At 64.1% G+C, this 23,885-nt stretch carries 27 protein-coding genes and 1 riboswitch; of the genes, 19 read left to right on the top strand and 8 right to left on the bottom strand.

Going from position 1 to position 23,885, the window contains the following annotated elements; translation table 11 throughout:
* Position 1: 1 nt before the first annotated feature.
* From rsfS to CU669_RS11440, 3 genes are all read left to right on the top strand, one after another.
* Complete coding sequence (rsfS, locus tag CU669_RS11450) at positions 2–406, top strand: ribosome silencing factor (protein ID WP_322096905.1); 405 nt, start codon at positions 2–4, stop codon at positions 404–406.
* Complete coding sequence (gene rlmH / locus CU669_RS11445; protein ID WP_112144741.1) at positions 406–864, top strand: 23S rRNA (pseudouridine(1915)-N(3))-methyltransferase RlmH; 459 nt, start codon at positions 406–408, stop codon at positions 862–864. The genes rsfS and rlmH overlap by 1 nt, the downstream gene beginning before the upstream one ends.
* Before the next feature lie 91 nt (positions 865–955).
* Positions 956–1,471, top strand: coding sequence for a hypothetical protein (locus tag CU669_RS11440; RefSeq protein ID WP_112144739.1), 516 nt, complete (start codon positions 956–958; stop codon positions 1,469–1,471).
* A gap of 103 nt (positions 1,472–1,574) precedes the next feature.
* Here CU669_RS11440 and queC read toward each other — a convergent pair whose 3' ends face one another.
* Positions 1,575–2,270 (bottom strand): 7-cyano-7-deazaguanine synthase QueC, encoded by a 696-nt coding sequence (gene queC, locus CU669_RS11435; RefSeq protein WP_112144737.1) that lies wholly within the window; start codon positions 2,268–2,270, stop codon positions 1,575–1,577.
* 7 nt (positions 2,271–2,277) lie between these two features.
* Positions 2,278–2,820, bottom strand: coding sequence for an aspartate 1-decarboxylase (locus CU669_RS11430; RefSeq protein ID WP_112144736.1), 543 nt, complete (start codon positions 2,818–2,820; stop codon positions 2,278–2,280).
* Positions 2,821–3,003: 183 nt separating this feature from the next.
* Here CU669_RS11430 and CU669_RS11425 point away from each other — a divergent pair, with 183 nt between their 5' ends.
* Positions 3,004–4,371, top strand: a complete 1,368-nt coding sequence (locus tag CU669_RS11425; RefSeq protein ID WP_112144734.1) for a glutamate--cysteine ligase — start codon at positions 3,004–3,006, stop codon at positions 4,369–4,371.
* On the opposite strand, the gene CU669_RS11420 is transcribed toward CU669_RS11425, so the two are convergent.
* The 3 genes from CU669_RS11420 to CU669_RS11410 all read right to left on the bottom strand — a co-directional run bounded on the left by CU669_RS11420 (position 4,368) and on the right by CU669_RS11410 (position 7,087).
* Positions 4,368–4,721 (bottom strand): hypothetical protein, encoded by a 354-nt coding sequence (locus CU669_RS11420; protein WP_112144732.1) that lies wholly within the window; start codon positions 4,719–4,721, stop codon positions 4,368–4,370. The genes CU669_RS11425 and CU669_RS11420 overlap by 4 nt on opposite strands.
* 66 nt (positions 4,722–4,787) lie before the next feature.
* Positions 4,788–6,389 carry a stimulus-sensing domain-containing protein gene (locus CU669_RS11415; protein WP_112144731.1) on the bottom strand — a complete coding sequence of 534 codons (1,602 nt, stop codon included), beginning with the start codon at positions 6,387–6,389 and terminating at the stop codon, positions 4,788–4,790.
* 2 nt (positions 6,390–6,391) lie between these two features.
* Positions 6,392–7,087: a response regulator transcription factor gene (locus tag CU669_RS11410; RefSeq protein WP_112144729.1), complete on the bottom strand. Its 696-nt coding sequence runs from the start codon at positions 7,085–7,087 to the stop codon at positions 6,392–6,394.
* A 181-nt stretch (positions 7,088–7,268) separates the two neighbouring features.
* A riboswitch (cobalamin riboswitch) is annotated at positions 7,269–7,493 on the top strand.
* 84 nt (positions 7,494–7,577) lie between these two features.
* Here CU669_RS11410 and CU669_RS11405 point away from each other — a divergent pair.
* The 4 genes from CU669_RS11405 to CU669_RS11390 all read left to right on the top strand — a co-directional run bounded on the left by CU669_RS11405 (position 7,578) and on the right by CU669_RS11390 (position 10,090).
* Entirely contained in the window at positions 7,578–8,231 is a 654-nt protein-coding gene (locus tag CU669_RS11405; RefSeq protein ID WP_112144727.1) for an energy-coupling factor ABC transporter permease, read from the top strand.
* On the top strand, positions 8,228–8,500 hold the full coding sequence (locus tag CU669_RS11400; RefSeq protein ID WP_112144726.1) for an energy-coupling factor ABC transporter substrate-binding protein: 273 nt from the start codon (positions 8,228–8,230) through the stop codon (positions 8,498–8,500). Before CU669_RS11405 ends, CU669_RS11400 begins: the two co-directional genes overlap by 4 nt.
* A gap of 82 nt (positions 8,501–8,582) precedes the next feature.
* A complete protein-coding gene (gene cbiQ, locus CU669_RS11395) occupies positions 8,583–9,317 on the top strand; it encodes a cobalt ECF transporter T component CbiQ (RefSeq protein ID WP_112144724.1) in 735 nt (244 codons plus the stop codon).
* Positions 9,305–10,090 carry an energy-coupling factor ABC transporter ATP-binding protein gene (locus tag CU669_RS11390; protein ID WP_192884610.1) on the top strand — a complete coding sequence of 262 codons (786 nt, stop codon included), beginning with the start codon at positions 9,305–9,307 and terminating at the stop codon, positions 10,088–10,090. Before cbiQ ends, CU669_RS11390 begins: the two co-directional genes overlap by 13 nt.
* A gap of 102 nt (positions 10,091–10,192) precedes the next feature.
* On the opposite strand, the gene CU669_RS11385 is transcribed toward CU669_RS11390, so the two are convergent.
* The 3 genes from CU669_RS11385 to CU669_RS11375 are packed head-to-tail and all read right to left on the bottom strand — an operon-like array spanning position 10,193 to position 12,319.
* Entirely contained in the window at positions 10,193–11,779 is a 1,587-nt protein-coding gene (locus CU669_RS11385) for a peptide chain release factor 3 (protein WP_112144723.1), read from the bottom strand.
* A gap of 40 nt (positions 11,780–11,819) precedes the next feature.
* Positions 11,820–12,104, bottom strand: a complete 285-nt coding sequence (locus CU669_RS11380; protein WP_112144721.1) for a type II toxin-antitoxin system RelE/ParE family toxin — start codon at positions 12,102–12,104, stop codon at positions 11,820–11,822.
* Positions 12,104–12,319 carry a hypothetical protein gene (locus tag CU669_RS11375; RefSeq protein ID WP_112144719.1) on the bottom strand — a complete coding sequence of 72 codons (216 nt, stop codon included), beginning with the start codon at positions 12,317–12,319 and terminating at the stop codon, positions 12,104–12,106. Before CU669_RS11375 ends, CU669_RS11380 begins: the two co-directional genes overlap by 1 nt.
* A gap of 84 nt (positions 12,320–12,403) precedes the next feature.
* Between CU669_RS11375 and CU669_RS11370 the strand changes: the two genes are divergently transcribed.
* The 11 genes from CU669_RS11370 (at position 12,404) to CU669_RS11320 (ending at position 23,831) form a co-directional block, all read left to right on the top strand.
* On the top strand, positions 12,404–12,601 hold the full coding sequence (locus CU669_RS11370) for a hypothetical protein (protein ID WP_239988679.1): 198 nt from the start codon (positions 12,404–12,406) through the stop codon (positions 12,599–12,601).
* 130 nt (positions 12,602–12,731) lie between these two features.
* The gene (locus CU669_RS11365) at positions 12,732–13,559 is read left to right on the top strand and encodes a transketolase (protein ID WP_112144717.1); all 828 of its coding nucleotides are present in this window, start codon (positions 12,732–12,734) and stop codon (positions 13,557–13,559) included.
* A complete protein-coding gene (locus CU669_RS11360; protein ID WP_112144716.1) occupies positions 13,556–14,515 on the top strand; it encodes a transketolase family protein in 960 nt (319 codons plus the stop codon). Before CU669_RS11365 ends, CU669_RS11360 begins: the two co-directional genes overlap by 4 nt.
* A 21-nt stretch (positions 14,516–14,536) precedes the next feature.
* Positions 14,537–15,709, top strand: coding sequence for a DegT/DnrJ/EryC1/StrS family aminotransferase (locus CU669_RS11355; protein ID WP_112144714.1), 1,173 nt, complete (start codon positions 14,537–14,539; stop codon positions 15,707–15,709).
* A 118-nt stretch (positions 15,710–15,827) separates the two neighbouring features.
* Positions 15,828–16,766 carry an NAD-dependent epimerase/dehydratase family protein gene (locus CU669_RS11350; protein WP_112144713.1) on the top strand — a complete coding sequence of 313 codons (939 nt, stop codon included), beginning with the start codon at positions 15,828–15,830 and terminating at the stop codon, positions 16,764–16,766.
* Positions 16,766–18,265, top strand: a complete 1,500-nt coding sequence (locus CU669_RS11345; protein WP_112144711.1) for a B12-binding domain-containing radical SAM protein — start codon at positions 16,766–16,768, stop codon at positions 18,263–18,265. Before CU669_RS11350 ends, CU669_RS11345 begins: the two co-directional genes overlap by 1 nt.
* 113 nt (positions 18,266–18,378) lie before the next feature.
* A complete protein-coding gene (locus CU669_RS11340) occupies positions 18,379–20,385 on the top strand; it encodes a YfhO family protein (protein WP_161539647.1) in 2,007 nt (668 codons plus the stop codon).
* A 15-nt stretch (positions 20,386–20,400) separates the two neighbouring features.
* Positions 20,401–21,111 carry a glycosyltransferase family 2 protein gene (locus tag CU669_RS11335; protein ID WP_112144707.1) on the top strand — a complete coding sequence of 237 codons (711 nt, stop codon included), beginning with the start codon at positions 20,401–20,403 and terminating at the stop codon, positions 21,109–21,111.
* A gap of 10 nt (positions 21,112–21,121) precedes the next feature.
* Positions 21,122–22,069: a glycosyltransferase family 2 protein gene (locus CU669_RS11330; protein ID WP_112144706.1), complete on the top strand. Its 948-nt coding sequence runs from the start codon at positions 21,122–21,124 to the stop codon at positions 22,067–22,069.
* Entirely contained in the window at positions 22,069–22,830 is a 762-nt protein-coding gene (locus CU669_RS11325) for a nucleotidyltransferase family protein (protein ID WP_112144704.1), read from the top strand. Before CU669_RS11330 ends, CU669_RS11325 begins: the two co-directional genes overlap by 1 nt.
* Complete coding sequence (locus tag CU669_RS11320) at positions 22,827–23,831, top strand: GHMP family kinase ATP-binding protein (protein WP_112144702.1); 1,005 nt, start codon at positions 22,827–22,829, stop codon at positions 23,829–23,831. Before CU669_RS11325 ends, CU669_RS11320 begins: the two co-directional genes overlap by 4 nt.
* Positions 23,832–23,885 lie beyond the last annotated feature (54 nt).

Genomic DNA, 23,885 nt, shown 5'->3' with positions numbered 1-23,885 from the left:
CATCACTTCCCCAACGCCCCCCGCCGCCCCGGCCCAGTCCCTGGTCGAACTCGTCGTCGCCACCCTGGAAGACCACAAGGCCGAGGACATCGCCGTCATCGACCTCAAGGGCCGCACCTCCATCTGTGATCACATGGTCATCGCCACCGGCAAGTCGCAGCGCCAGGTTGGCGCCATGGCCGATCACGTGGCCCGCGCCCTGAAGACCGCCGGACAGCATGTGCAGACCGAGGGCGAGGCGCAGTGCGATTGGGTTCTGGTGGATGCCGGCGACGTCATCATCCATCTGTTCCGCCCCGAGGTCCGCGCCTTCTACAATCTGGAAAAGATGTGGGGCACGCTGGAAGCCAAGTCGGAACAGCCCAACGCCGCCGCCATCCGCGCCAAGGCCATGCAAGGCGGTTGATGCGCATCCTGCTGGCCGCCGTCGGCAAGGCCAAGCCGGGGCCGGAGCTTGACCTGTTCCACCAGTATGTGAAGCGTCTCAGCCCTCCGCTCACCCTCAAGGAAGTGGAGGAGAAGCGGCCCTTGGCCTCGGCCCAGTTGAAGGCCCGCGAGGCGGAGCTGCTGCTGTCCACGGTTCCGAACGGCGCCGTGGTGGTGGCGCTGGACGAGCGCGGCCGCCATATGACATCGCCCGACTTCGCCGAGAAGATTCGCGTCTGGCGCGACGGCGGTATCGGCGATGTGGCCTTCCTGATCGGCGGCGCCGACGGCCATGGCGAGGCGGTGCGGGCACGCGCCGACCTGCTTTTGTCGCTGGGCGGCATGACCTGGCCGCACATGCTGGTCCGCGCCCTGTTGGCGGAACAGCTGTGGCGGGCCCAGGCCATACTCGCGGGCCACCCGTATCATCGAACGTAATCTGGCAACAAACGCCGCTGGCCTCTTGAACTTCTTCGCTTTATGGCGCAAGGATGGGGTTCGGGGAGAAATGACAACCGGGGCAGGAGGGATGGTGTCGGAATCGGATATTCCTCCGGACGAGTTCGCGGCTTTTCAGGAATTCGTCGCCAGGGTGGATGGCACGAATATCAGTGCCCAGACCCTGCTCGCGACGGACTACCTCAACCACTTCAACGAAATCGTCATGCTGATCGACATGATTCCGGACATGCCGGACATGGTCGAGGAATGCAAGATGTGGCAGCCCAAGAGCTATACCGAGCATTTCGCCGATTCCAGCTTCAAGGACAAGCAACTGGCCATCGAGGCCTATGACCGGGTGCCGAGCAAGTTCCGCCGTCCCTTCGAGGAGACGCTGAACCAGTTGAACGGCCTGATCATCGGCGGCGTCAACAAGCTGGAAGAAGAAATCCTGGCCGGGTCCGATCCCGGACTGATCACCGAGCATGTCAAGGCCATCAGCCGCGCCGCCCAGGCGCTGATGGACTGTGCCAACGCCATCATCCACGGCTCCGACCGCGCCATGGCTCAGTTGGAAATCGACGGGGTGCTCAACGGGATGTAAGGCCGCTGGTCACTTGATGTGACTCTCGGGCGGGCGAGACGCCCGCGCTCCGAACGGCGCGCTATTCTCGGAGCGCGGCCGTCCCGGCCGCATTCCACAAGGGTCATTTCATCGGCCGAGCGGCATAAGGCGCCGGATCGGCCAGACCGGCCTCGGCGAAGCCCTTCAGACGCAACCGACACGAATCGCACTGGCCGCAGGCATGCCCCAGCGGATCGGGGTCGTAGCAGGTCGACGTGATGGCATAGTCCACGCCAAGCGCCAGCCCCTTCTTGATGATCTCGCCCTTGGTCAGGTTGATCAGCGGCGTGTGCAGCGTGAGGCGGCGCCCCTCCACCGCCGCCTTGGTGGCCAGATTGGCCATGTCCTCGAACGCCTTGATGTAGTCGGGGCGGCAGTCGGGATAGCCGGAATAATCCACCGCGTTGACGCCGACGAAGATGTCGGCGGCGCCGATCACCTCGGCGAAGGCCAGGGCGAAGGACAGCATGATGGTATTGCGGGCAGGCACATAGGTGACCGGAATCCCCGTCGAGATTTCCGCGTCGGCGCGGCCCTTGGGCACCGCCAAGTCGGAGGTCAGCGCCGAGCCGCCGAACACCCGGAGGTCGATATCGGCGATGCGGTGATCGGAAACCCCGATGGCGAGCGCCACCCGGCGCGCCGCGTCGATCTCGACGGCGTGACGCTGGCCATAGCGGAACGTCAGCGCCGCCGGGGCGAAACCGTCGGCCTTGGCCATGGCCAGCGTGGTCGCCGAATCGAGACCGCCGGACAGCAGAACGACGGCGGGCTTCATCAGCGGCTCACAGCGAGAAATGCTTGGCGATGAAATCGTCGCTTTCCGCCTCGCTCCACCCCTTGGCGATCAGGCCGTCGCGCACCCGGGTGATATCCACGTTGGGCCAAGTGTGGCAGCTTTCCACCGTGTGCTTGTCGGCGTCGACGATGCGGAAGTCGTAGGGCCGCCTCTCGCTTTGAAAGACGTCGTAATACAGCACCTGATCAACGTGATTGTCGGGCAGGAAGGTCAGGATGCGCGGCTTGATGTCATAGAGCTTTTCCGGCCCGCTGATCAACTCGGAGGCGGCGATGATCAACTCGTCGCCCTTCTGGCAGGTCCGGGCGGCGGCGCCGTTGAGCACGCAGCAGCGCGAGCCGGGCTCGCCGTAGATCACATAGGTGGAGATGCGGGCGGCGGAATTCTTGTTCCAGATCTCGACGAATTCCATGGGATAGATGCCGGCCATCTCGCACTGCTCGGGATCCAGCGTGATGGAGCCGTGGTAGTTGAGATCGGCATTGGTGACGCGAATGCCGTGAAGCTTCGCGCGGATAACATTCATCATGAGACACCGGAACAACAGATATGGTCGAATGTGACCTAAACTGAGTGGCGCGCTTTCCGCAACACCTTAATTGCATTCAAGGGCGTCAAATCAAGAGGGACCCCCACGGATTCGGCGCTTGACGGGCTTACCCGCCCTGTCGTTTGCTGGTCCCTCATCGCAAGAGTCAGGATTACCGGTTCCATGTCCGCACCCGCCACGCCCAGCAGCGCGCCCGTCACCGGCAAGCGCCAATTGGTGGACTCGCTGGAACGAGGGTGCAAGCCGCGCGACCAATGGCGCATCGGCACCGAGCACGAGAAATTCGGCTATACCGACGGCGATCTGCGCCCGCTGCCCTATGACGGCAAGCGCGGCATCAAGGCCATGCTGGACGGGTTGGCGGCGCTGGGCTGGGAAAAATTCGAGGAAACCGGCAAGGTCATCGCGCTGCTGGACGGCCAGGGCGCCTCGGTCAGCCTGGAGCCGGGCGGCCAGTTGGAACTGTCCGGCGGCCTGATGGAAAACATCCACCAGACCGCCGCCGAGGTCACCCATCACCTGGAGCAGGTCAAGCAGGTGGCCGAACCGCTGGGCATCGGCTTTCTCGGCGCCGGGTTCCAGCCCAAATGGGGCCAGGGCGACATCCCCTGGATGCCCAAGGGCCGCTACGACATCATGCGCCGCTACATGCCGCTGGTGGGCGGCAAGGGCCTCGACATGATGCTGCGCACCTGCACGGTGCAGGTGAACCTGGACTTCGCCTCGGAAGCCGACATGGTGAAGAAGCTGCGCGTCTCGCTGGCGCTGCAATCCATCGCCACCGCCCTGTTCGCCTCGTCGCCCTTCGTGGACGGCAAGCCGTCGGGCCTGCTGTCGGCGCGGGCCGATGTGTGGACCGACACCGACCCCCATCGCACCGGACCGCTGCCCTTCGCCTTCGAGGACGGAATGGGGTTCGAGCGCTACGTGGACTGGATGCTCGACGTGCCCATGTATTTCGTCTACCGCGACGGAAAATACATCGACGCGGCGGGCCAGAGCTTCCGCGACTTCATGGCGGGCAAGCTGCCCGCCCTGCCGGGCGAGACGCCCACCATGGGCGACTGGGCCGATCACCTGACCACCGCCTTTCCCGATGTGCGCCTGAAGCAGTTCCTGGAAATGCGCGGCGCCGATGCCGGGCCGTGGCGGCGTCTATGCGCCCTGCCCGCCCTTTGGACCGGATTGCTCTATGACGACGTGGCGCTGGACGGCGCCTGGCAGTTGGTCAAGGACTGGACGGCGGAGGACCGCCACGGGCTGCGCCGCGACGTTCCCGCCCAGGCCCTGGCGGCCAAGGTCGGCGGCCGCACGGTGCGCGACATCGCCGCCGATGTCCTGGCGCTGGCCTCGGGCGGGCTGAAGCGGCGCGCCCGGCTCAACGATTCCGGCCGTGACGAGTCCATCTATCTCGACACCTTGGAAAACACGGTGCGGACCGGACGCACCCCCGCCGAGGATATGCTGGAGGCCTATGAGGGCCGCTGGCAGGGATGCGTCGATCCGATCTTCAAGGAATACGCCTACTAGCGATCCTTGCGGTCCTCGCGCATCTCACGACGGTCCTCGCGATGCTCCTTGCGGTCGTGGCGCATCTCGCGCTTGTCGTCGCGCATTTCCTTGCGGTCCTCGCGAAGCTCCTTGCGATCCTTGGCCATGGCCTCCTTGTCGCCGTCCTTGCGGTCCTTGCGCAATTCATTGCGGTCATGGACCTCCTTGCGGCGATCCTGGCCGATCTCGCGCCGGTCCTCACGCATGTCCTCGCGGTCCTTGCGCATTTCCGGGCGGTCCTTGCGCATCTCGCCCGGTTGCTGGGCCGAGGCGGGCATGGTCATCACCACGGGAAGGGCGGCGATCAGGGCAATCAGAAGCTTTTTCATGGACGTAACTCCGGTTGAAGGGATGGATGGAGTAGAGCATCCCTTTGCGACATAAATTGGGCAACGTCACACGGTGGGCAAATCCACCGTGAAGCGCGCCCCGCCCTCGGGACGGTTGGCGGCGAACAGACGGCCGCCATGGGCGTCGATGATCTGGCGCGAGATGGACAGGCCGAGCCCGGAATGGGTGCCGAACTTCTCGCCTTCGGGGCGCTCGGAATAAAAGCGCTCGAAGATGGCGTCCAGCTTGTTGGACGGAATGCCCGGCCCCTGATCGTCGATTTCCATGCGGACCATGCCGTCCATCCGCAAGGCCCGAAGGGCGATGGTCCCCTGGGGCGGGCTGAACGAGATGGCATTGGCGATGAGGTTCCGCAACACCTGCACCAAACGCGGTTCCAGGCCCATGACCATCAGCGGATCGCCGTCGGGCCGTTCCAGGGTGAAGCTCAGCCCCTGATCGGCGGTGGTGGAGCGGTAGACCTCGGTCAGGGCGTCCATCATGGCGGTCACCGCCACCGGTTCGGTCTCGATCCGCTGCATTTCGGCATCGATGCGCGACGCGTCGGAAATATCGCTGATCAGCCGGTTCAGCCGCCCCACATCGTCGAGGATGATGGCCATCAGCTTGCGCTGCTGATCGGGGTTCTCGATGCGGGCGGCGGTCTCCACCGCCGAGCGCAACGAGGTCAGCGGATTCTTGATTTCATGGGCCACGTCGGCGGCGAAAGCCTCGATGGCATTCATGCGTCGCCACAACGCCTCGGTCATCTCCTTCAGGGCCAGCGACAGCTCGCCGATCTCGTCCTTGCGGGCGGACATGTCGGGAATGGAATGGTTGCTTCCATGGCCGTGGCGCACCCGCTCGGCCGCCAGGGCAAGGCGGCGGATGGGCCGCGCGATGGCCCCCGCCATGTAGAGCGACAGGCCGATGGTCAAGGCCAGGGACACCGCGAAGGCTTCCAGGATGGCGATGCGGATCTGAAACAGCGAACGGGCGATATTGGTGCCGTCGGTGGTGATCAGCAGGGCGCCGACCACCTGCTTGTAATGCTGCACCGGCACCGCCACCGACAGAATCAGCCCTCCGATCGGCCGCGTCCGCACGCCCCAATCCTGGCGTCCCGCCATGGCGCTCATCACCTCGGCGAAGTCGCCGGCGCGGTGATGCAGGCGTTCCTGATAGACCGGCAATCCGTCGTCGGCGGGAACCCAGCGGGTGACGTGTTCCAACCACAGACGCAGACGATCGCTCCACTTCGGGATTTGCGGCACCGGCAGTTCCTCGATATGAACCAGCCCGACCGCCCCCCGCCGCCCTCGGGAATCCGCCGCCAGATCGCCATCCATCTCGAACAGGCGGGCACGCAGATTGGCCGGTTCGGCCAGACGCCGCACCAGGAGCTGCACCAGATCGTGATTGAATTCGATATTGCCGCGCTCTTCCTCGAACACCGCGCTTTCGCCGATGGCGGCGGCCATCATCTTGGCATGGGTGCCGAGCGCCTCCAATTCGGTGCGGACCAGTCCCTGCTTATAGTGGTCCAGATAGAACAGTCCGATCACCAGGACCACCGGCGCCAGCAGATTGACCGCCAGAATGCGCCGGGTCAAAGGCGAGGCCAGGGGCCGCCAGCGGGGGAGCTTTCTTTGGACCACCTCGGTCATGCCTATTCCTCGCCGTAGCGATAGCCCACGCCGTAGAGGGTCTCGATCTGGCTGAATTCCTCGTCCACGTCGCGGAACTTCTTGCGCAGCCGCTTGATGTGGCTGTCGATGGTGCGGTCGTCCACATAGATGGATTCGCCGTAAGCCGCGTCGATCAACTGGTCGCGGTTCTTCACATGGCCGGGCCGCTGGGCCAGGGCCTTGAGCAGCAGGAACTCGGTGACGGTGAGGTCCACCTTCTTGCCCTTCCAGGTGCTGGCATGGCGGGCGGGGTCCATGACCAATTGGCCGCGCACCAGGGCGTCGCCGCCCGGCTGATCGCCGATCACATTGGCCTCCAGGCGGCGGATCAGGGTGCGGATGCGCTCGATCAGCAGCTTCTGCGAGAACGGCTTCTTGATGTAGTCGTCGGCGCCCATGCGCAGCCCCATCAACTCGTCGATCTCGTCATCCTTGGAGGTGAGGAAGATCACCGGAATAGCCGATTGCTTGCGCAGGCGTTGCAGCAATTCCATGCCGTCCATGCGCGGCATCTTGATGTCGAGCACGGCAAGATCGGCGGGCTGGCCGGTCAGGCCGCGCAGGGCCTCGGCGCCGTCGGTATAGGTGCGGACCTTGAAGCCCTCGGCCTCCAGCGCCATGGACACCGAGGTCAGGATGTTGCGGTCGTCATCGACCAGGGCAATGGTGTGGGACACGAAAGAAACCTCCCTAAATCGTCACTCCCTCTCCCCCGATTCGGGGGAGAGGGTTGGGGTGAGGGGGCTGGATGCCAATAGACGAACCCTCACCCGGCGCGTTCCGCGCCACCCTCTCCCGCAAGCGGGAGAGGGAATAAGGTTAGCACCTCGCGAAGGGTTTGCATCCCGATCATGGCGAAATTATAGTGGCCGTGATGGTTCCCGGCGTCCCAAGGGCGTCGGGTGAAAATGGGAACTACGGTGCGGCGCCCGAAAAGGGGGCTAAATCCGTGACTGCCCCCGCAACTGTAAGCGGAGAGGGTTCGGCCCCAGAGATCGCCACTGGCCCCCAAACGGGCTGGGAAGGCTATGCCGGACCTTATGACCCGCAAGTCAGGAGACCTGCCATCGCGAGAGTCGTTGCGAGCCCGTTCGGCCGGGGTGAGTCGGTGGGTTGGTGTTCCGTTTCGCGACGACGTTTGGTCTCGACGAACGGAGTCTGTTCAAAATGCATATCATGGAAGGTTTTCTTCCCGCCGGGCATGCCCTTGCCTGGACGGTGATTTCCGCCCCCTTCGTGGTGATGGGCGCGCGGCGGCTGAAGCGCATCGTCGCCGAACACCCGGAAGCACGGCTGCAACTGGCCGCGGCCGGCGGCTTCACCTTCGTGCTATCGGCCCTGAAGCTGCCCAGCGTCACCGGATCGTGCTCGCATCCCACCGGCACCAGCCTGGGGGCCATGATGTTCGGCCCCTCGGTGATGGCGGTGATGGGAAGCGTCGTCCTGCTGTTCCAGGCCCTGCTGCTGGCCCATGGCGGCCTGACCACCCTGGGCGCCAATATCTTTTCCATGGCCATCGCCGGTCCCTGGGTCGCCTATGGCATCTGGAAGCTGGCGGGACGGCTGGCCCTGCCCGCCTCCGTCGCTGTCTTCCTGTCGGCCTGCCTGGGCGATATGGCCACCTATGTGGTGACCTCGACCCAATTGGCCCTGGCCTTCCCCGATGCCGAGACCGGCTTCGCCGGATCCTTCGCCAAGTTCGCGGGCATCTTCGCCGTGACCCAGGCGCCGCTGGCGGTGGCCGAGGGATTGGTCACCATCGTGGTGATGAACGCCCTGGCGGCACGCGGCCATATTCGCATTCTGGGAGCAAAGGCATGACCGCCAAGAGCAACGCCCTGCTGCTGGGCATGGCGGCCCTGATCGTCGCCGCGCCGCTGATCCTCAACCCGGCCGCCCAGTTCGGCGGCACCGACGACGCCGCCAGCGAGGTGGTCACCGCGTCCAACCCCGATTACCGGAAATGGACCGAGCCGTTCTGGGCCCCCACCAAGGAAATCGAGGCCACCCTGTTCGCGCTGCAGGCTGCCTTCGGGGCTGGAATCCTGGGCTATGTCCTCGGCCGGATGCACGGTCGCAGGGACAAATGAGCCGACAGGATGCGGGCAGGATGCCCGCGCCCCGATCCCGGACGCCACAATCGGGAGCGCGGCCGTCCCGGCCGCATTCCTCATGAGTCTCCACATCGACCGTCTGGCCCAGGCAAGTCCATGGCGGGGCCGGGCGCTGGCCGAGAAGGCGGCGCTCGCCCTCGGCCTGCTGGCCCTCGCCCTGACGCTTCCGCCCTGGCCGGGGGCGGCCCTGGTGCTGGCGGCCGCCTGGGGCACCGCCCTGATCGGCGCCCGCATAAGGCTTGCCGATTGGCTGCGGCTCAACGCGGCGCCCATGGGCTTCATCCTGACCGGCGCCGCCGCCATCGCCATTGACCTGGGGCCGCAGGGCATCGGTCTTGCCGCCGACCACGGACAGGCGGCGGCCATGGTCATGCTGCGCGCCTGGGCGGCGGTGGCCTGCCTGCTGCTGCTGGCCGCCACCACGCCGACGCCGGATTTGATCCGGGGCATGCGACGGCTGGGCCTGCCCGCCGAGATCGCCGAGATCATGCTGCTGACCTGGCGGTTCCTGTTCCTGCTGCTCGATGCCGCCGCCGCCATCCAGACGGCGCAAGAGGCGCGGCTGGGCTGGCACGGCTGGCGGCGGTCCATCCGCTCGCTGGGGCTTTTGATCGCCCTGCTGCTGCCCCGTGCCATGGACAGCGCGAGGCGGCTGGAGATGGGACTGGCGGCGCGCGGCTTCGACGGCACGCTGCGCATGTTGAGCCCAAGGCGGCAGGCCTCGCTGCCCATGCTGGCCGCGATCCTAGCGGGCGAAGCCGCCCTGGCGGGAGCCTGCCTGTGGCTGGCCTGATCCTCGACGCCCAAGCCCTGAACTACGCCTATCCCGGCGGCATCAAGGCCCTGGACGGGCTCGACCTCGCCGTCGCAAGGGGGCGCAGGCTGGCGGTGCTGGGCCCCAATGGGGCGGGCAAGTCGACCTTGCTGCTGCATCTCAACGGCAGTTTGAAGCCGTCGGGCGGAAGGGTGCTGCTGGACGGCGCCGAAGCCGCTTATTCACGGGCGGCCCTGGCGGATTGGCGCAAGCGGGTCGGGCTGGTGATGCAAGAGCCCGACGACCAATTGTTCGCCGCCACGGTGGCGGAAGACGTCTCGTTCGGCCCGCTCAATCTCGGCCTCGACGAGACTGAAACCCGCCAGCGGGTCGCGGAAGCCTTGGACGCGCTCGGCATCGGCGATCTGGCCGACCGCGCCACCCATATGCTGTCGTTCGGCCAGAAGAAGCGGGTCGCCATCGCCGGAGCCTTGGCCATGCGGCCCGAGGTGCTGTTGCTGGACGAGCCGGTGGCGGGCCTCGACCACCAAGGCGCCAGGCGGCTGCTGGACGCCCTGGCGACATTGTCCGAGGCGGGCACCACCCTGGTCTTCACCACCCATGACGTGGATCTGGCCTGGGCTTTCGCCGACGAGGTGGCGCTGTTCAACCGGGGCAGGGTGACGCGGCACGGCACCGCCGCCGAGGTGCTGGCCGACCGCGCCGCCTTGGCGGAAGCGGGGCTGGAACCGCCGCTGCTGCTGGAACTGGGATTCAAGACGCGGGAAGAAGCGCTGGCGGCACGCCGTTAACCCCGACGAGCCGCAGGCGAGGAGTTGCGGCCAAGGGCCGGCGCGCCGCGTGGCGCGGAAGCCAAGCGAACGGAGTTCGCGCCCGGCGCTTGAGGGGCATGTCTAATGCTGTTCCCGCGTGGCGGTGAAGCGAACTTTCTCGAAATCCTGCTGGGCGCGGTTCATCTGCCAGGTATTGCGGGCCAGATAGACGATGCCACCGTCGCGGTCCTCGGCCATGTTGGACTTGTTGGCCTCCATGAAGCGCTTCAATTCGGCCTCGTCGTCGCAGGCGACCCAGCGGGCGGTGACGAAGGGGGCTTCCTCGAAGCCGGCCTTGATGTTGTATTCGGACTCGATGCGGGTGGTCAGCACGTCGAACTGCAGCGCGCCCACCACGCCGACGATCCAGGTGGAACCGTCGATGGGCTTGAACACCTGGGAGATCCCCTCTTCCGCCAGATCCTCCACGGCCTTCTTCAACTGCTTGGCCTTCATGGGATCGTCAAGGCGGACGCGGCGCAACACTTCCGGGGCGAAGGTGGGAATGCCGAGGAAGTTCATGTCCTCGGCCTCGCTCAGCGTGTCGCCGATGCGCAATTGGCCGTGATTGGGAATGCCCATGATGTCGCCGGGAAAGGCCTCTTCCGCCAGTTCGCGGTCGCGGGCCAGGAAGAACACCGGATTGACCAGGGCCATCTGCTTGCCCGTGCGCACATGCTTCAGCTTCATGCCGCGCTTGAAGCGGCCCGAGCAGATGCGGAAGAAGGCGATGCGGTCGCGATGGTTGGGGTCCATGTTGGCCTGGACCTTGAAGACGAAGCCGCTGACCTTGGCCTCGTCGGGCTCGACCACCCGCTTGTCGGACTTGCGCGCCAAAGGCGGCGGCGCCAGACGGCCGACGCCGCGCAGCAGTTCGGCGACGCCGAAGGTCTTCAAGGCGGAACCGAAGAAGACCGGCGTCAGGTGACCGGCGCGGAAGCTTTCCAGGTCGAATTCGGGATAGCCGCCCCGGACCAGTTCCACTTCCTCGCGCAGCTTGGCCGCCGCCGTCTTGCCCACCGCCTCGTCCAGCTTGGGAGAATCCAGCGAGGCGTCGACGCTGATTTCGGCGATGTGATCGCCACGGCCGGGATCGAACAGGATGACGCGATCGCGCACCAGATCGTAGACGCCCTTCAAGTCGCGGCCCATGCCGATGGGCCAGGTCACCGGCGTCACGTCCAGCGCCAGGGTCTTTTCCACCTCGTGCAGCAGATCGAAGGTGTCACGGCCTTCCCTGTCCACCTTGTTGACGAAGGTGATGATGGGCACGTCGCGCAGGCGACAGACCTCGAACAGCTTGAGCGTCTGGGTCTCGATACCCTTGGCGGCGTCCAGCACCATGATGGCCGAATCCACCGCCGTGAGCGTGCGATAGGTATCCTCGGAAAAGTCTTCGTGGCCGGGCGTGTCCAGCAGGTTGAAGGTCAGTCCTTCATGCTCGAAGGTCATCACCGAGGCCGACACCGAGATGCCGCGCTCCTTCTCGATGGACATCCAGTCCGAGCGGGTGCGGCGCTGTTCGCCACGGGCGCGCACGGCGCCAGCCAACTGAATGGCTCCGCCGAACAGCAGCAGCTTTTCGGTCAGCGTGGTCTTGCCCGCATCGGGATGCGAGATGATGGCGAAGGTGCGCCGCAGCGCCAGGGCGTCGGACAATGTGCTCATGGTCCTGGGTTTTCGTCGGAACCGGTGCAAAGATCAAGGGTTAAAGGCTTTGAACATCCCGTGCACCGTGAAGAACGCGAACAACCTCGATTCCGTCGGAGGCTGGGCTGTAAAAGACGATGTAGTGTCCAACGGGAAAGCTGCGCGTCCCGGAGCGAAGCGCCGCACGGTCCCGACCGATCATGGGAGAGCCCGCCAGAAGCTCGCAGCACCGCATGATTTCAGCGATGAAAGTTGCGGCGGCAGCGGGATTGTCGGTCGCGATGAAGTCGCCGATCTGTTCCAGGTCGGCGATGGCGCGGGGACGAAAGCGAACTCGCGCCATCAACGATCGGCTGCGCCATACTTGGCGAGAAGGCGCTGGAACACCGGACCGGCATCGACAGACTCGCCGCTGGCGACACCGTCGTCCAAGGCGGCACGCAATGCCTTGACGCGAGCAGCTTCGCCCCCGGCAAGGGCGACGGCGATCGCAGATTCTTCCGCCGTCTGGAGAAAACCGGCCAGATCGGGATCAAGAAATTCGCGATTGACGCGCATGATTGGCAGGCCTTGGTTGGGGCTTCAATGTCGCGCAGAATATCATATGACTCCTTGGTGTTCCTATGATTGAGAACCACCCCCATGAAAATCGACCTCGACCTCGACCTTGACCTCGCCGCGCGCCTGACCACCGTCGCCCGCCAGTTGAAGCGTGATCCGGCCGAATGCGCCATATCCGCCATCCTGGCCTTCGTCACCGATTGCGAAGAGGCCCAATCCCTGCGGGCCCGCCTGGGCGGCGGCGATCATTGGGTCCGCGACGAGGACTGGAGCGACTAGAGCTCGCGAAGCGAGCGCCTGGGCCATTGAGGCCCGGCGACTGAGGGGCAATGAGAAAGCGATTGACCGCTTGGAGCGATGGGGGCGATTTGCTAGTGTGCGCTCGAACCGAAGGATAAGGGGGCAAGGCTTGGAAGCTTCAGGGGTTAACGTTGATTTGCGGGCCAAGGCGGACTGGGTCTGGCGCCAGACCCTGGAGGTCTATCGCCGGGCTCCGGAAGTCCGCTTGGCGTCGTCGCTGTCGCCCGTCGAGATCTTCGTCTCGCTCTATTACGGCGGCCTGCTGCGCTTCGATCCCCAGCGCACCGACTGGGAAGAACGCGACCGCTGCATCATCAGCAAGGGCCACGGCTCCATCTGCATGTATCCGATCCTGGCCGACCTGGGCTATTTCCCGGCAGAAGAACTGGAGCGGGTGTGCCAGGCCGGCAGTTTCCTGGGCGGTATTCCCGATCCGGTGATCCCCGGCTACGAGACGGTCAACGGCTCGCTGGGCCATGGCTTGGGCGTGGCCAGCGGCATGGCGCTGGGGCTCAAGGTCAAGGGCGGCGCCCAGGACGTCTTCGTGGTGACCGGCGACGGCGAACTGCATGAAGGCGCCAACTGGGAGGCCATCATGTTCGCCGCTCAGAACCGGCTGGACAACCTGACCCTGATCGTCGACGACAACCGCATCTGCATGCTGGGCTTCACCGACGAGATCAACTCGCTGGGCAGGCTTGCCGACCGCCTGGGCGGCTTCGGCTGGGACTGCCTGGAGGTGGACGGCCACGATGTCATGGCGGTTCACGCGGCGCTGTCGCATCTGAAGAAGACCCGCGACGGCCGGCCTAAGGCGCTGGTGGCCCGCACCATCAAGGGGCGGGGCGTCCCCGGCCTGGAAAACGCCCCCCTGTCCCATGTGATGTCGCCCAAATTCGAGACCATCGACTCCCTGCTGCGGGAGCCCCAGCAATGACCGCCCTTCAGCCAAGGGCCATGCGCGATGCCCTGCTTGAGCGCATCTGGGAGAACATGGCGACGGACGAACGCCTGTTCTTCGTCGCCGCCGATTTCGGCGCCCCCACCCTGGACCGCATCCGCGGCGACTTCCCCAAGCGCTTCATCAATGTGGGCATCGCCGAGCAGAATCTGATCAATGTGTCCGCCGGGCTGGCGCTGGAAGGGTTCAAGGTCTTCGCCTACGCCATAGCGCCCTTCATCACCATGCGCTGCTATGAACAGTGCCGCACCAATCTGGCCCTGCTGTCCACGGTGCGGCCCATGAATGTCACCCTGGTGGGTGTCGGAGCAGGCTACAGCTACGTGGTGTCGGGACCGACCCACCAGTGCTACGAGGACATCACCCTGATGCGGACCCTGCCGGGGTTCTCGGTGCTGTCGCCCGCCGATCACGTCACCGCCGGGGCGCTGTTCGACCGCTGCGCCGGACAGCGGGGTCTGAAATACCTGCGCTTCGACGCCCAGAACCTGCCGGTCCTCCATGGCGAGACCGCCCCCGACCTGAACAAGGGCTTCACCCAGTTGCGCGATGGGTCCGACGCCAGCGTGGTTGCCACCGGCTATATGGTCCATACCGCGCTGAAAGTGGCGGACAAGCTGGCCCAGGACGGCATCAGCCTCGCCGTCATCGACCTGTTTGACCTGTCGGGCTTCGACCAGGACGCGCTGGCCGCGCTGCTGGCCGCGAGGCCCGCGCTGATCAGCATGGAAGAGGGCTTCAGCGGCCGGGGCGGCGTCGATTCCCTGGCCCGCGATCTGTTGAGCCGCAAGGGGTTGGAGCGCCCGACCCTGGGCATCGGGGTGGAACCGGCCTATCGTTTCGAGCTGGGCGACCGCGCCACCCTGCACGAGCAGGTGGGAATCGGCCCCCTGGTGGCCGAGGCGCGAGTGCGGGCCTTTCTTAAGACTTAAACAATCAGGATTGCTTGGATCATGTTCTACGAGCTCGCCGCCCCGACCTGGGGCCCTGAAGAGGCCGCCGCCGCCAAGGCCGTCATCGATTCCGGCTTCTACACCATGGGCGCCAACGTCAAGGCGTTCGAGGAGGAATTCGCCGCCTATCACGGCGTGAAGCACGGCATCATGGTCAATTCCGGCTCTTCGGCCAATCTGATCGCGGTGGCCGCCCTGGCCTATAAGAGCGAGCGCCCCCTTCAGCGCGGCGACGAGGTCATCGTTCCGGTGATCAGTTGGGCCACCACCTACCACCCGCTGCAGCAATACGGGCTGAAGCTGCGCTTCGTCGACGTGGACCTGCAGACGCTCAACATGGACGTCGCCCAGTTGGAAAAGGCGCTGACCCCCAAGACGCGGGCCATCGTCGCGGTTTCCATTCTCGGCAATCCGGCGGCGCTGGACGTGACCCGCGCCTTCGCCGACAAGCACGGCCTGTATCTGCTGGAAGACAATTGCGAGAGCATGGACGCCGAACTGGGCGGCAAGAAGTGCGGCACCTTCGGCCATCTCAACACCTTCAGCTTCTTCTTCTCGCACCACATCTCCACCATGGAAGGCGGCATCATCCTCACCGATGACACCGAGCTGGCGCACTTAAGCCGGTCCCTGCGCGCCCATGGCTGGACCCGCGACCTGCCCAACGACAGCCCGGTGTTCCAGAAGAAGGGCAACGACTTCTTCGAGGCCTATCGCTTCGTGCTGCCCGGCTACAATGTGCGGCCGCTGGAAATCGAGGCCGCCATCGGCCGCGAGCAGATCAAGAAGCTGCCCGGCTTCACGGCCCAGCGCCGCAAGAATCTGGCGCTGTTCCAAAAGCTGATGGGCAATGACGACCGCTTCATCATCCAAAAGGAAAACGGCAAGAGCTCGGCCTTCTCGTTCACCATCATCCTCAATCCGGCCAGGAAGATCGACCGCAACAAGGTCTTCGCCGCCTTGAAGGACGCCGATATCGGCTATCGCATCATCACCGGCGGCAATTTCCTGCGCCACGACGTGATCAAGCACTACGACTACGAGGTGGTGGGCGGTGCGGTGCCCAATGCCGACCTCGCCCACGACCACGGCTTCTTCGTCGGCAACCATCCCTTCGACCTGACGGAGCAGATCACCCGTCTGCGCGAGGTCTTGGACAAGGCCTGCGGGTAGCACCCCACCCCGGCCCCTCCCCATCGAGGGGAGGGGAGATACGGGATCACCCCCCTCCCCCTGGTGGGGAGGGATGGGGTGGGGGGACTGAAACGATAATACAGAGAGGGACCACACAATGACCTACAACATCCTGGTGACCGGCGGCGCGGGCTATCTCGGCTCCATCATGGTTCCCGAACTGCTGGCGGCCGGGCATAAGGTCGCGGTGCTGGACAATTTCATGTTCAAGCAGCACTCGCTGGGCCATTGCTGCTCGAACCCCAATTTCAGCGTGGTCAAGGGCGATTGCCGCGACGAGACGCTGATGAAGGGCCTGATCAAGGACAAGGACGTGGTGGTTCCGCTGGCCGCGCTGGTGGGCGCGCCGCTCTGCGCCATGGACCCCATCGGCGCCACCACCACCAATCTCGACGCCCAGAAGATGCTGTTCAAGATGCTCTCGCCCAACCAGCGCGTCTTGATGCCCATCACCAATTCCGGCTACGGCGTCGGCGAGCAGGGCAAGTTCTGCACGGAAGAAACTCCGCTGCGCCCCATCTCGCTCTACGGCGTCCACAAGGTGGAAGTGGAGCAGGCGCTGATGGAGCGCGGCAACGCCATCAGCTTCCGTCTCGCCACCGTGTTCGGCATGGCGCCGCGCATGCGCATCGACCTTCTGGTCAACGACTTCGTCTACCGCGCCGTCACCGACCGCGCCGTGGTGCTGTTCGAGCCCCATTTCAAGCGCAACTACATTCATGTTCGCGACGTGACCCGCGCCTTCATGCACGGCTTGGAAAATTTCGAATCCATGAAGAACCAGCCCTACAATGTGGGCCTGTCCGACGCCAATTTGTCCAAGTGGGAACTGTGTCAGGTGATCCAGAAGCACCTGCCCAAATTCGTCTTCGTCGAGGCCCCCATCGGCGAGGATCCCGATAAGCGCGACTACATCGTGTCCAACGAGAAGATCGAGAAGACCGGCTTCAAGCCCGCTCACTCCCTCGATCTCGGCATCCAGGATCTGATCAAGGGCTTCACCATGATCAAGAACAGCATCTACGGAAACGTCTGATGTCCCAGCGCCCCGATCTCGTCCTGGTCAATCCGGGCGGCCGCGAGCGCATCTATCAGCAGCTCGGCAACGAGCTGACGGCCATCGAGCCGCCGCTGTGGTGCCGCCTGATCGCCGGTTACGCCATCGACCGGGGCAAGAGCGTGGTGATCGTGGATTCCGAGGCCGAGGGCATGGGCCCCGCCTCGGTGGCCGAACGGGTCAAGGCGTTGAATCCGGTGCTGGTGGGCATGGTGGTGTTCGGCCACCAGCCCTCGGCCTCGACCCAGCAGATGGTGGCGGCGGGCGAATCCTGCGCCGCCATCAAGGCCGTGGCGCCGGAAATTCCCATCATCATCGTCGGCGGCCATGTCTCGGCCCTGCCCGAGCGCACCCTGGCCGAAGAGCAGGTGGACTTCGCCTGCAAGGGCGAGGGACCGGCCACGGTGGTGCAGTTGCTGGACTGGCTGGAACTGGGTGCCGAGACCGACCCCACCGAGGTGGCCGGTCTGGTCTGGCGCGACGGCGAGGACGAAATCCGGGTCAATATGTCGGCGCCGCTGATCAGTGATCTGGACGCCGATCTGCACGGCAATGTCTGGCATCTGCTGCCCATGGAGAAATACCGCGCCCATAACTGGCAGTGCTTCGGCGATCTGGGGGCGCGCATGCCCTATGCCAGCATCTACACCTCGCTGGGCTGCCCCTATAAGTGCAGCTTCTGCTGCATCAACGCGCCCTTCGACGCCAACCGCTATCGCATGCGCTCGCCCGTCCAGGTGGTGGCCGAAGTGGACCGGCTATATCGCACCTACGGCGTCAAGACCTTCAAGATCATCGACGAGATGTTCGTGCTCAACGACCGCCACGTCACCGCCATCTGCGACGGGCTGATCGAGCTGGGCTATTCCGACGAGCTGAATTTCTGGGCTTATGCCCGCGTCGACACCGTCAAGCCCGCCATGCTGGCCAAATTGCGCAAGGCCGGTATCCGCTGGCTGGCGCTGGGCATCGAATCGGGCTCGAAGCATGTGCGCGACGGCGCCGACAAGGCGCTGAAATACGAGGACATCGTCGGCATCGTCCGCGATATCCAGAAGGCGGGAATCTGCGTCATCGGCAACTACATCTTCGGCCTGCCCGACGATACGGTGGCGACCATGCGCGAAACCCTGGACCTGGCCAAGGAATTGAACTGCGAGTTCGCCAATTTCTATTCCGCCATGGCCTATCCCGGATCGGGCCTCTATACCCAGGCGGTGGAGAACGGCTGGGCGCTGCCCGACGGCTGGGCCGGATTCTCCCAGCATTCCTACGACTGCAAGCCGCTGCCCACCGAGCATTGCTCGGCGGCCCAGGTGCTGAAGTTCCGCGACGACGCCTTCCACGAATACTTCGCCGATCCCCGCTATCTCGGCATGGTGGCCCAACGCTTCGGCTGGGACACCCGCAAGCATATCGAGGACATGGCCGAGCATCGCCTGGCGCGCAAGATCGTCGAGGAGATGGGGGCTAAATGATCCGCTGCAGGAACGTCCCTATATTAATACTTTGGATGCTCTGGATATCATTCGAGTATTTTGTTTTGGCAAAGTACTCTTACTTCCCCCTCTACGATACCAGTGAGCTATACATGCATTTGCCGGCCCTGGAGACGATAGGGCAGGCCTGGAGTCCCTTGATTAGGGGGGGGGCCGATCTGGCCCAAACCGGATCGGCCTCCCTGATCAGTCAAATACTGTTCGGAGGCATTCCGATCCGGTTCAGCTATCCGGTATTGATCACAGCATCTCTGATCGGCGGAACGTGGTGCATGTACCGCCTGATCCGCAACCAGATGGCGGAACCCATGCCGGCTACCCTGGCAGCCATGGCCTACGGTGCGTGCGCCACCTCGGTCTTTCTGGTTAACATCAACTTGGCTCTATTGCCGGTAGTGCTGCTGGCCATCAGTCGTTATTTGGATGCTAAATATTCGGTCCTCCGCGGTTTGGTCGCGCTGGCCAGTGCGCTGGTGACCGTTGGGGTGCCGTTCCCGTCGGATGTCCTGCAATATTTCTCACTTGCCCTGGTACTGTGGTTTGCCGTAGTGGAGCGGAGGACATCACGGACGGACTGGATCATTATCTTCCTGTTCTGTGCCATCCCACTCATTCGGATCAATGAGGCCTTTTCCCTGTCGGCCCACCTGAATGAGTCGGCGTTTTATTACACCCGTGGCATGAAGCACTACACCGCTACGACGGTCCTTACGGAAATCATCGGGACTCTGTCCTCGTTCCATGTGGAATTCCTGTTGATTCATTTGGGCCTACCGGTCGGCGTCTTCCTGATCCGCAGGAACAGCGCCGCATATATACTTCTTCCGACTGCGGCTGTTCTGGCGCTCCTATTCTCCCGCACCTTCGTTTCCAGCTATGATGGCCCCCTGTCGGCACTGGTTCTGTCCTTTTCCTACGTTAAGATTATGGGCTATATGATCTTGCCGGAACTGGCTGTGACCATGGCCATCGGCATCAGATATCTTTCCCGTTCCCTTCCCGCCATTGGCGGCGGGGCGATGACGGTGGCGATCATCGCCGCCATGACCGTGTCCACCGGCGTCCAAAAGTATCGCAACCTGACTCTCGACTGGCTGTCCAACGGGAATTACGTCCGCAATTTCGAAAGCCCGGTCCTGCGCGCCCTGGCTCAGCGGGTCGCCCAGGATCCGTGGCCCAGCCGAGTGGAACCCATTTTTCTATATCCGGCTCATCTTAACGCCTACGGTCTGGAGACGGAGTCCGGGGATATGCCGGCGGGACCGCGGCGGCATTTCGAATTCTGGAGTGCCATCATGGAACCCTGGATCGCCCAGGAAGGCGGGCCGGAAGCGGTGTCGCCCGACATGAAGGATCTCCTGGAGCGGGATGGGGGCTGGCCCCAATTCCGGAGCGAGCGGCCTAATTTGGTCACATCGGGGACCCGGACGGCGGAAAGCTATGCCGTCCGCCCCATGGACCGGCTGTACCGCATGAATCTGCTGTCCCTGGCCAATGTCCGTTATTTCGTCTCGCGCGAGCCGCTATCCGGCCCCGGCCTAGTGGAGGTGGAACGGGCCCCGAAACCCTGGGGCGGGTTGTCCCTGCGCGAGAAGGTAATGGTCTCCTTGACGGAGAATCTCTCCGGACGACAATGGCTTTATGTCTACCGCAATGACCTGGCCCTCCCCCGTTTTTTTACCGTTGGAAATATCCGCGCATTCGATAACGACCGCGCTACCGTCGAGGCCATGGCTCAAGCTCCAGTGGAAATCCTGAGGGAAACCTTGTTCGCCAGACGCGATGAATTGCCCCCAGGATTGGCGGTGGACGCAACTCCGACACCCGGAAAAATTACCCCAAGGGTCTATTCAAGCGATCGGATTGAGTTGGATATCAGCGTCGATGGACGACAGGTTCTGGTTGTCACGAATACCTTTTCACGATATTGGAAGGCCAGTGTTGACGACGTTCCCACTGCTCTTTTTCCGGCCGATCACACCTTCTGGGGGATCGCACTGGAAAAGGGGAATCACCGTGTTGTCTTCACTTACGTCCCATCTTATTTGCCTTGGGTTCAGGCTGTTTCCCATGCAGGTAACTCTCTTCTTTCCCCGTAAGAAAGCTTCTTGTGTATGACTGTTTCCATCGTCGCCCTGACCCTGAACGAGATTGATGGCGTGCGTGCCATCCTGCCCCAGATCAAGCGGGAATGGGCAAGCCAGATTCTTGTCCTGGATGGCGGTTCAACCGATGGGACCATCGAATGGTGCCGCGAAAACGGCTACGAGGTATACGTCCAGAAACGCCGGGGCATCCGCTTTGCCTATCTGGAGGCCATGCCATTGATCTCCGGCGATATGGTCATCACCATCAGCCCTGACGGGAATTGCGCGCCGGAATTTATCCCCGCGCTGATCGACAAGATGCGGCAGGGATATGACCTTGTCATCGGATCGCGCTATTGCGATGGCACATCAAGCCAGGATGACGATGTCATCACGGGGTTCGGCAACTGGCTATTCACCCGCACCGTTAATCTTCTGCACGGCGCCCGCTATACCGATGCCATGGTGATCTACCGGGCGTTCCGCCGCGACCTGATCGCCCGACTGGATCTGGACAAGGACGAAACCTATCTTCTGCCCGAACGGTTGTTCGGAACCATCATCAGTTGGGAGCCGGTCATGTCGGTCCGCGCCGCCAAGGCCAAGATGCGGATCGGCGAGATCGGCGTGGGCGAGCCGCCCCGTATCGGCGGCGAGCGCAAACTCCAGATTCTTCGCTGGGGAGCCGCCTATTACTTCCAGTTCTTCCGCGAGTTGTGGTTCTGGAAACCACGGTGAGGGCGGAATCATGAGCCAAGACGCAGTCTCCATCATCCTCTCGTTCCGCAACGAGGAAGACAATCTGCCGGAACTGATCCGGCGGCTGGCGCTGATGGCCGACGGGCGTCCGGAAGGCTTTGAGTTCATCTTCGTCAATGACTGCTCCACCGACCGTTCACGCCAGATCCTGGTCGAAGCCCGTGCCAAGGATCCGCGGGTGAAGATCATCACCACCGCCCGGCGCGCCGGGCCGTCCGAGGGCGTGCTGGCGGGCCTTGCCGCCGCCACCGGCGACGCCATGATCTATATGGACTGCGATCTTCAAGACCCGCCCGAGCTGCTGCCCACCTTGATCGAACATTGGCGGGCCGGACACGACGTGGTCCACACAAGGCGCAGCGTCCGCCACGGCGAAGACCCCCTGCGCATGTGGCTGACGCGCCGCGCCTACGAGGTTATCAACTGGACCTCGCGCGGGCAGATGCCCATCGAGTCGGGCGACTTCAAGCTGTTGTCGCGCCGGGCCGCCCAGCACATGCTGAGCTTGCGCGAACACGACCCCTATATCCGTGGACTGGCGGTGTGGATGGGGTTCGATCAGACCTTCGTCGATTACGAACGCCAACCGCGCCATTGCGGCGAAAGCAAGTTCTCCGGCCTTCACCGTAATGCGGTCAAGACCATGGTGGCGGGCGTCACCTCGTTCTCGTTTCTGCCCATCTACATGGTCAATTGGGCCGGACTGTGCGGTTTGGCCCTGTCGGTCCTGCTGCTGCTGATCGGACTGTTCGCCGGCAGCGGCTGGCTGTTCGCTTCCCTGGCCTTTTTCTTGTGGGGCAGCCTGATGCTGGCCGTCGGCGCCACCGGTCTTTACGTGATCCGGGTCTACAAGGACGTGCGGGGCCGTCCGCGCTGGATCATCGCCGAGGCCGAGGGCGTCGCGCTGGTGCCGGACCGCGCCGTCATGGGGCCGTGATGACCGAAAGCGGCGACAACGGACTGGGCGGCATCGACGTGGTGGTGCTGGCCGGTGGTTTGGGAACCCGCATCCGGAGCGTTCTCGGCGACATCCCGAAAGTGCTGGCCCCCATCAACGGCCGTCCCTTCCTCGATCACCTGCTGGACCACCTGGCCGCCCTGGGCGCCGGGCGCGTGGTGCTTTCCCTGGGCGTGGGCGCCGATCAGGTGAGGGCTCACCTTGACGGACGCGACCTGCCGCTGCAGGTTCTGGCGGTGGCGGAACCGGCTCCCTTGGGGACCGGCGGCGCGCTGCGCCACGTCATGCCCCGGCTTGTCGGCGACCCGGTCATGGTCATGAACGGCGACACCTGGCTGGAAGCCGATTTCGCCCAATTCCTCGCCGAGCATCGTCGTTCTGGCCGCGCGGTATCGCTGTTGTGTGTCGCCGTCGCCGAGGTTTCACGCTATGGTCGGGTGGAGATCGCCGCCGACGGCCAAGTCACCCGCTTCGCCGAGAAGGATCCGACACTGGCGGGGCCGGGCTGGATCAACGGCGGCGCCGCCCTGTTGTCGCGTCCGGCGCTGGACCGTCTGGCCGCCGAGACCGGGCCGTCGCTGGAACGCGATTTCCTGGCGCAGTTGCCGCCGGGCTGGATTTTCGGTTGGCGCGCCGAGGGCGCCGCCTTCATCGATATCGGCACTCCCGAAAGCTTGGCCGAAGCGGGGAACGTGCTGCCACACGATGCGATCGCGGCCAAAGGAAAGACACCGGGATGATCATCAGCCGCACCCCCTTCCGCGTTTCACTGTTCGGCGGCGGGTCCGACTATCCGGCATGGTTCCGCCAGCATGGCGGCGCGGTGGTGGGCTTCACCATCGACAAATACTGCTACATCACGCTGCGCACCCTGCCGCCCTTCTTCGAGCACAAGCATCGCATCGCCTATTCCAAGGTGGAAACCGTCGATGACATCGCCGATATCCAACATCCGGCGGTTCGCGCCGTGCTGACGGAAATGGGGGTGTCGTCGGGCGTCGAGATTCATCACGACGGCGATCTGCCCGCCCGTTCCGGCATGGGCTCCTCGTCCTCCTTCACCGTCGGGCTGATCAACACCCTGCTGGCCAAGCAGGGCAGGATGGCCACCAAGAAGCAGTTGGCCCAGGAAGCCATCCGCATCGAGCAGAATGTCATCGGCGAGAATGTGGGCTCGCAAGATCAGGTCTGGGCCGCTTATGGCGGAATGAATCGCATCACCTTCCTGCGCGACGACACCTTCGACGTGGTGCCGCTGATCATTCCGGTGGAGCGCCGCCGCGCCATGCTGGGCTCGCTGATGCTGTTCTTCACCGGCTTTTCCCGCTACGCCGACAAGATCGCCGCCAAGCAGATCGCCAATCTGGCCAACCGCGAGGCCCATGTCCACAAGATGGTCGCCATGGTGGACGAAGCGGTCGCCATCATGGGCAGCGACGGGCGCCAGCTCGACGACCTGGGCCGCTTGCTGCACGACAGTTGGCGGCTGAAGCGGGAACTGGCCGACGCCGTCACCACCCCGGAAATCGACGAGATCTATCAGGCCGCCATGGATGCCGGGGCGATCGGCGGCAAGCTGCTGGGTGCCGGAGGCGGCGGCTTCGTGCTGTTCTACGTGAAGCCGGAGCTACAGGCCAAGGTCAGGGAGCGGCTGAAGTCCCTGATCCATGTGGATTTCAACATCGACAATTCCGGCAGCAAGATCGTGGTCTACGAACCAAACGGCCTGGAAAACAGCTGACCGGCCAAAGAAAACGGCGGAGCCCAGGGGGCTCCACCGCTTATCCCAAACCGA

The organism is Paramagnetospirillum kuznetsovii, from assembly GCF_003284725.1.
GTDB lineage: Bacteria > Pseudomonadota > Alphaproteobacteria > Rhodospirillales > Magnetospirillaceae > Phaeospirillum > Phaeospirillum kuznetsovii.
The sequence above is the reverse complement of the archived record's forward strand: the minus strand, read 5'-3'. Positions and strand labels throughout refer to the sequence as shown.

Coding starts and splice junctions, on each gene's coding strand:
- rlmH (WP_112144741.1), top strand. CDS start 406: ATGCGCATCCTGCTGGCCGCCGTCGGCAAGGCCAAGCCGGGGCCGGAG.
- CU669_RS11440 (WP_112144739.1), top strand. CDS start 956: ATGGTGTCGGAATCGGATATTCCTCCGGACGAGTTCGCGGCTTTTCAG.
- queC (WP_112144737.1), bottom strand. CDS start 2,270: ATGAAGCCCGCCGTCGTTCTGCTGTCCGGCGGTCTCGATTCGGCGACC.
- CU669_RS11430 (WP_112144736.1), bottom strand. CDS start 2,820: ATGATGAATGTTATCCGCGCGAAGCTTCACGGCATTCGCGTCACCAAT.
- CU669_RS11425 (WP_112144734.1), top strand. CDS start 3,004: ATGTCCGCACCCGCCACGCCCAGCAGCGCGCCCGTCACCGGCAAGCGC.
- CU669_RS11420 (WP_112144732.1), bottom strand. CDS start 4,721: ATGAAAAAGCTTCTGATTGCCCTGATCGCCGCCCTTCCCGTGGTGATG.
- CU669_RS11415 (WP_112144731.1), bottom strand. CDS start 6,389: ATGACCGAGGTGGTCCAAAGAAAGCTCCCCCGCTGGCGGCCCCTGGCC.
- CU669_RS11405 (WP_112144727.1), top strand. CDS start 7,578: ATGCATATCATGGAAGGTTTTCTTCCCGCCGGGCATGCCCTTGCCTGG.
- CU669_RS11400 (WP_112144726.1), top strand. CDS start 8,228: ATGACCGCCAAGAGCAACGCCCTGCTGCTGGGCATGGCGGCCCTGATC.
- cbiQ (WP_112144724.1), top strand. CDS start 8,583: ATGAGTCTCCACATCGACCGTCTGGCCCAGGCAAGTCCATGGCGGGGC.
- CU669_RS11385 (WP_112144723.1), bottom strand. CDS start 11,779: ATGAGCACATTGTCCGACGCCCTGGCGCTGCGGCGCACCTTCGCCATC.
- CU669_RS11380 (WP_112144721.1), bottom strand. CDS start 12,104: ATGGCGCGAGTTCGCTTTCGTCCCCGCGCCATCGCCGACCTGGAACAG.
- CU669_RS11375 (WP_112144719.1), bottom strand. CDS start 12,319: ATGCGCGTCAATCGCGAATTTCTTGATCCCGATCTGGCCGGTTTTCTC.
- CU669_RS11370 (WP_239988679.1), top strand. CDS start 12,404: ATGAAAATCGACCTCGACCTCGACCTTGACCTCGCCGCGCGCCTGACC.
- CU669_RS11360 (WP_112144716.1), top strand. CDS start 13,556: ATGACCGCCCTTCAGCCAAGGGCCATGCGCGATGCCCTGCTTGAGCGC.
- CU669_RS11355 (WP_112144714.1), top strand. CDS start 14,537: ATGTTCTACGAGCTCGCCGCCCCGACCTGGGGCCCTGAAGAGGCCGCC.
- CU669_RS11350 (WP_112144713.1), top strand. CDS start 15,828: ATGACCTACAACATCCTGGTGACCGGCGGCGCGGGCTATCTCGGCTCC.
- CU669_RS11345 (WP_112144711.1), top strand. CDS start 16,766: ATGTCCCAGCGCCCCGATCTCGTCCTGGTCAATCCGGGCGGCCGCGAG.
- CU669_RS11340 (WP_161539647.1), top strand. CDS start 18,379: ATGCATTTGCCGGCCCTGGAGACGATAGGGCAGGCCTGGAGTCCCTTG.
- CU669_RS11335 (WP_112144707.1), top strand. CDS start 20,401: ATGACTGTTTCCATCGTCGCCCTGACCCTGAACGAGATTGATGGCGTG.
- CU669_RS11330 (WP_112144706.1), top strand. CDS start 21,122: ATGAGCCAAGACGCAGTCTCCATCATCCTCTCGTTCCGCAACGAGGAA.
- CU669_RS11325 (WP_112144704.1), top strand. CDS start 22,069: ATGACCGAAAGCGGCGACAACGGACTGGGCGGCATCGACGTGGTGGTG.
- CU669_RS11320 (WP_112144702.1), top strand. CDS start 22,827: ATGATCATCAGCCGCACCCCCTTCCGCGTTTCACTGTTCGGCGGCGGG.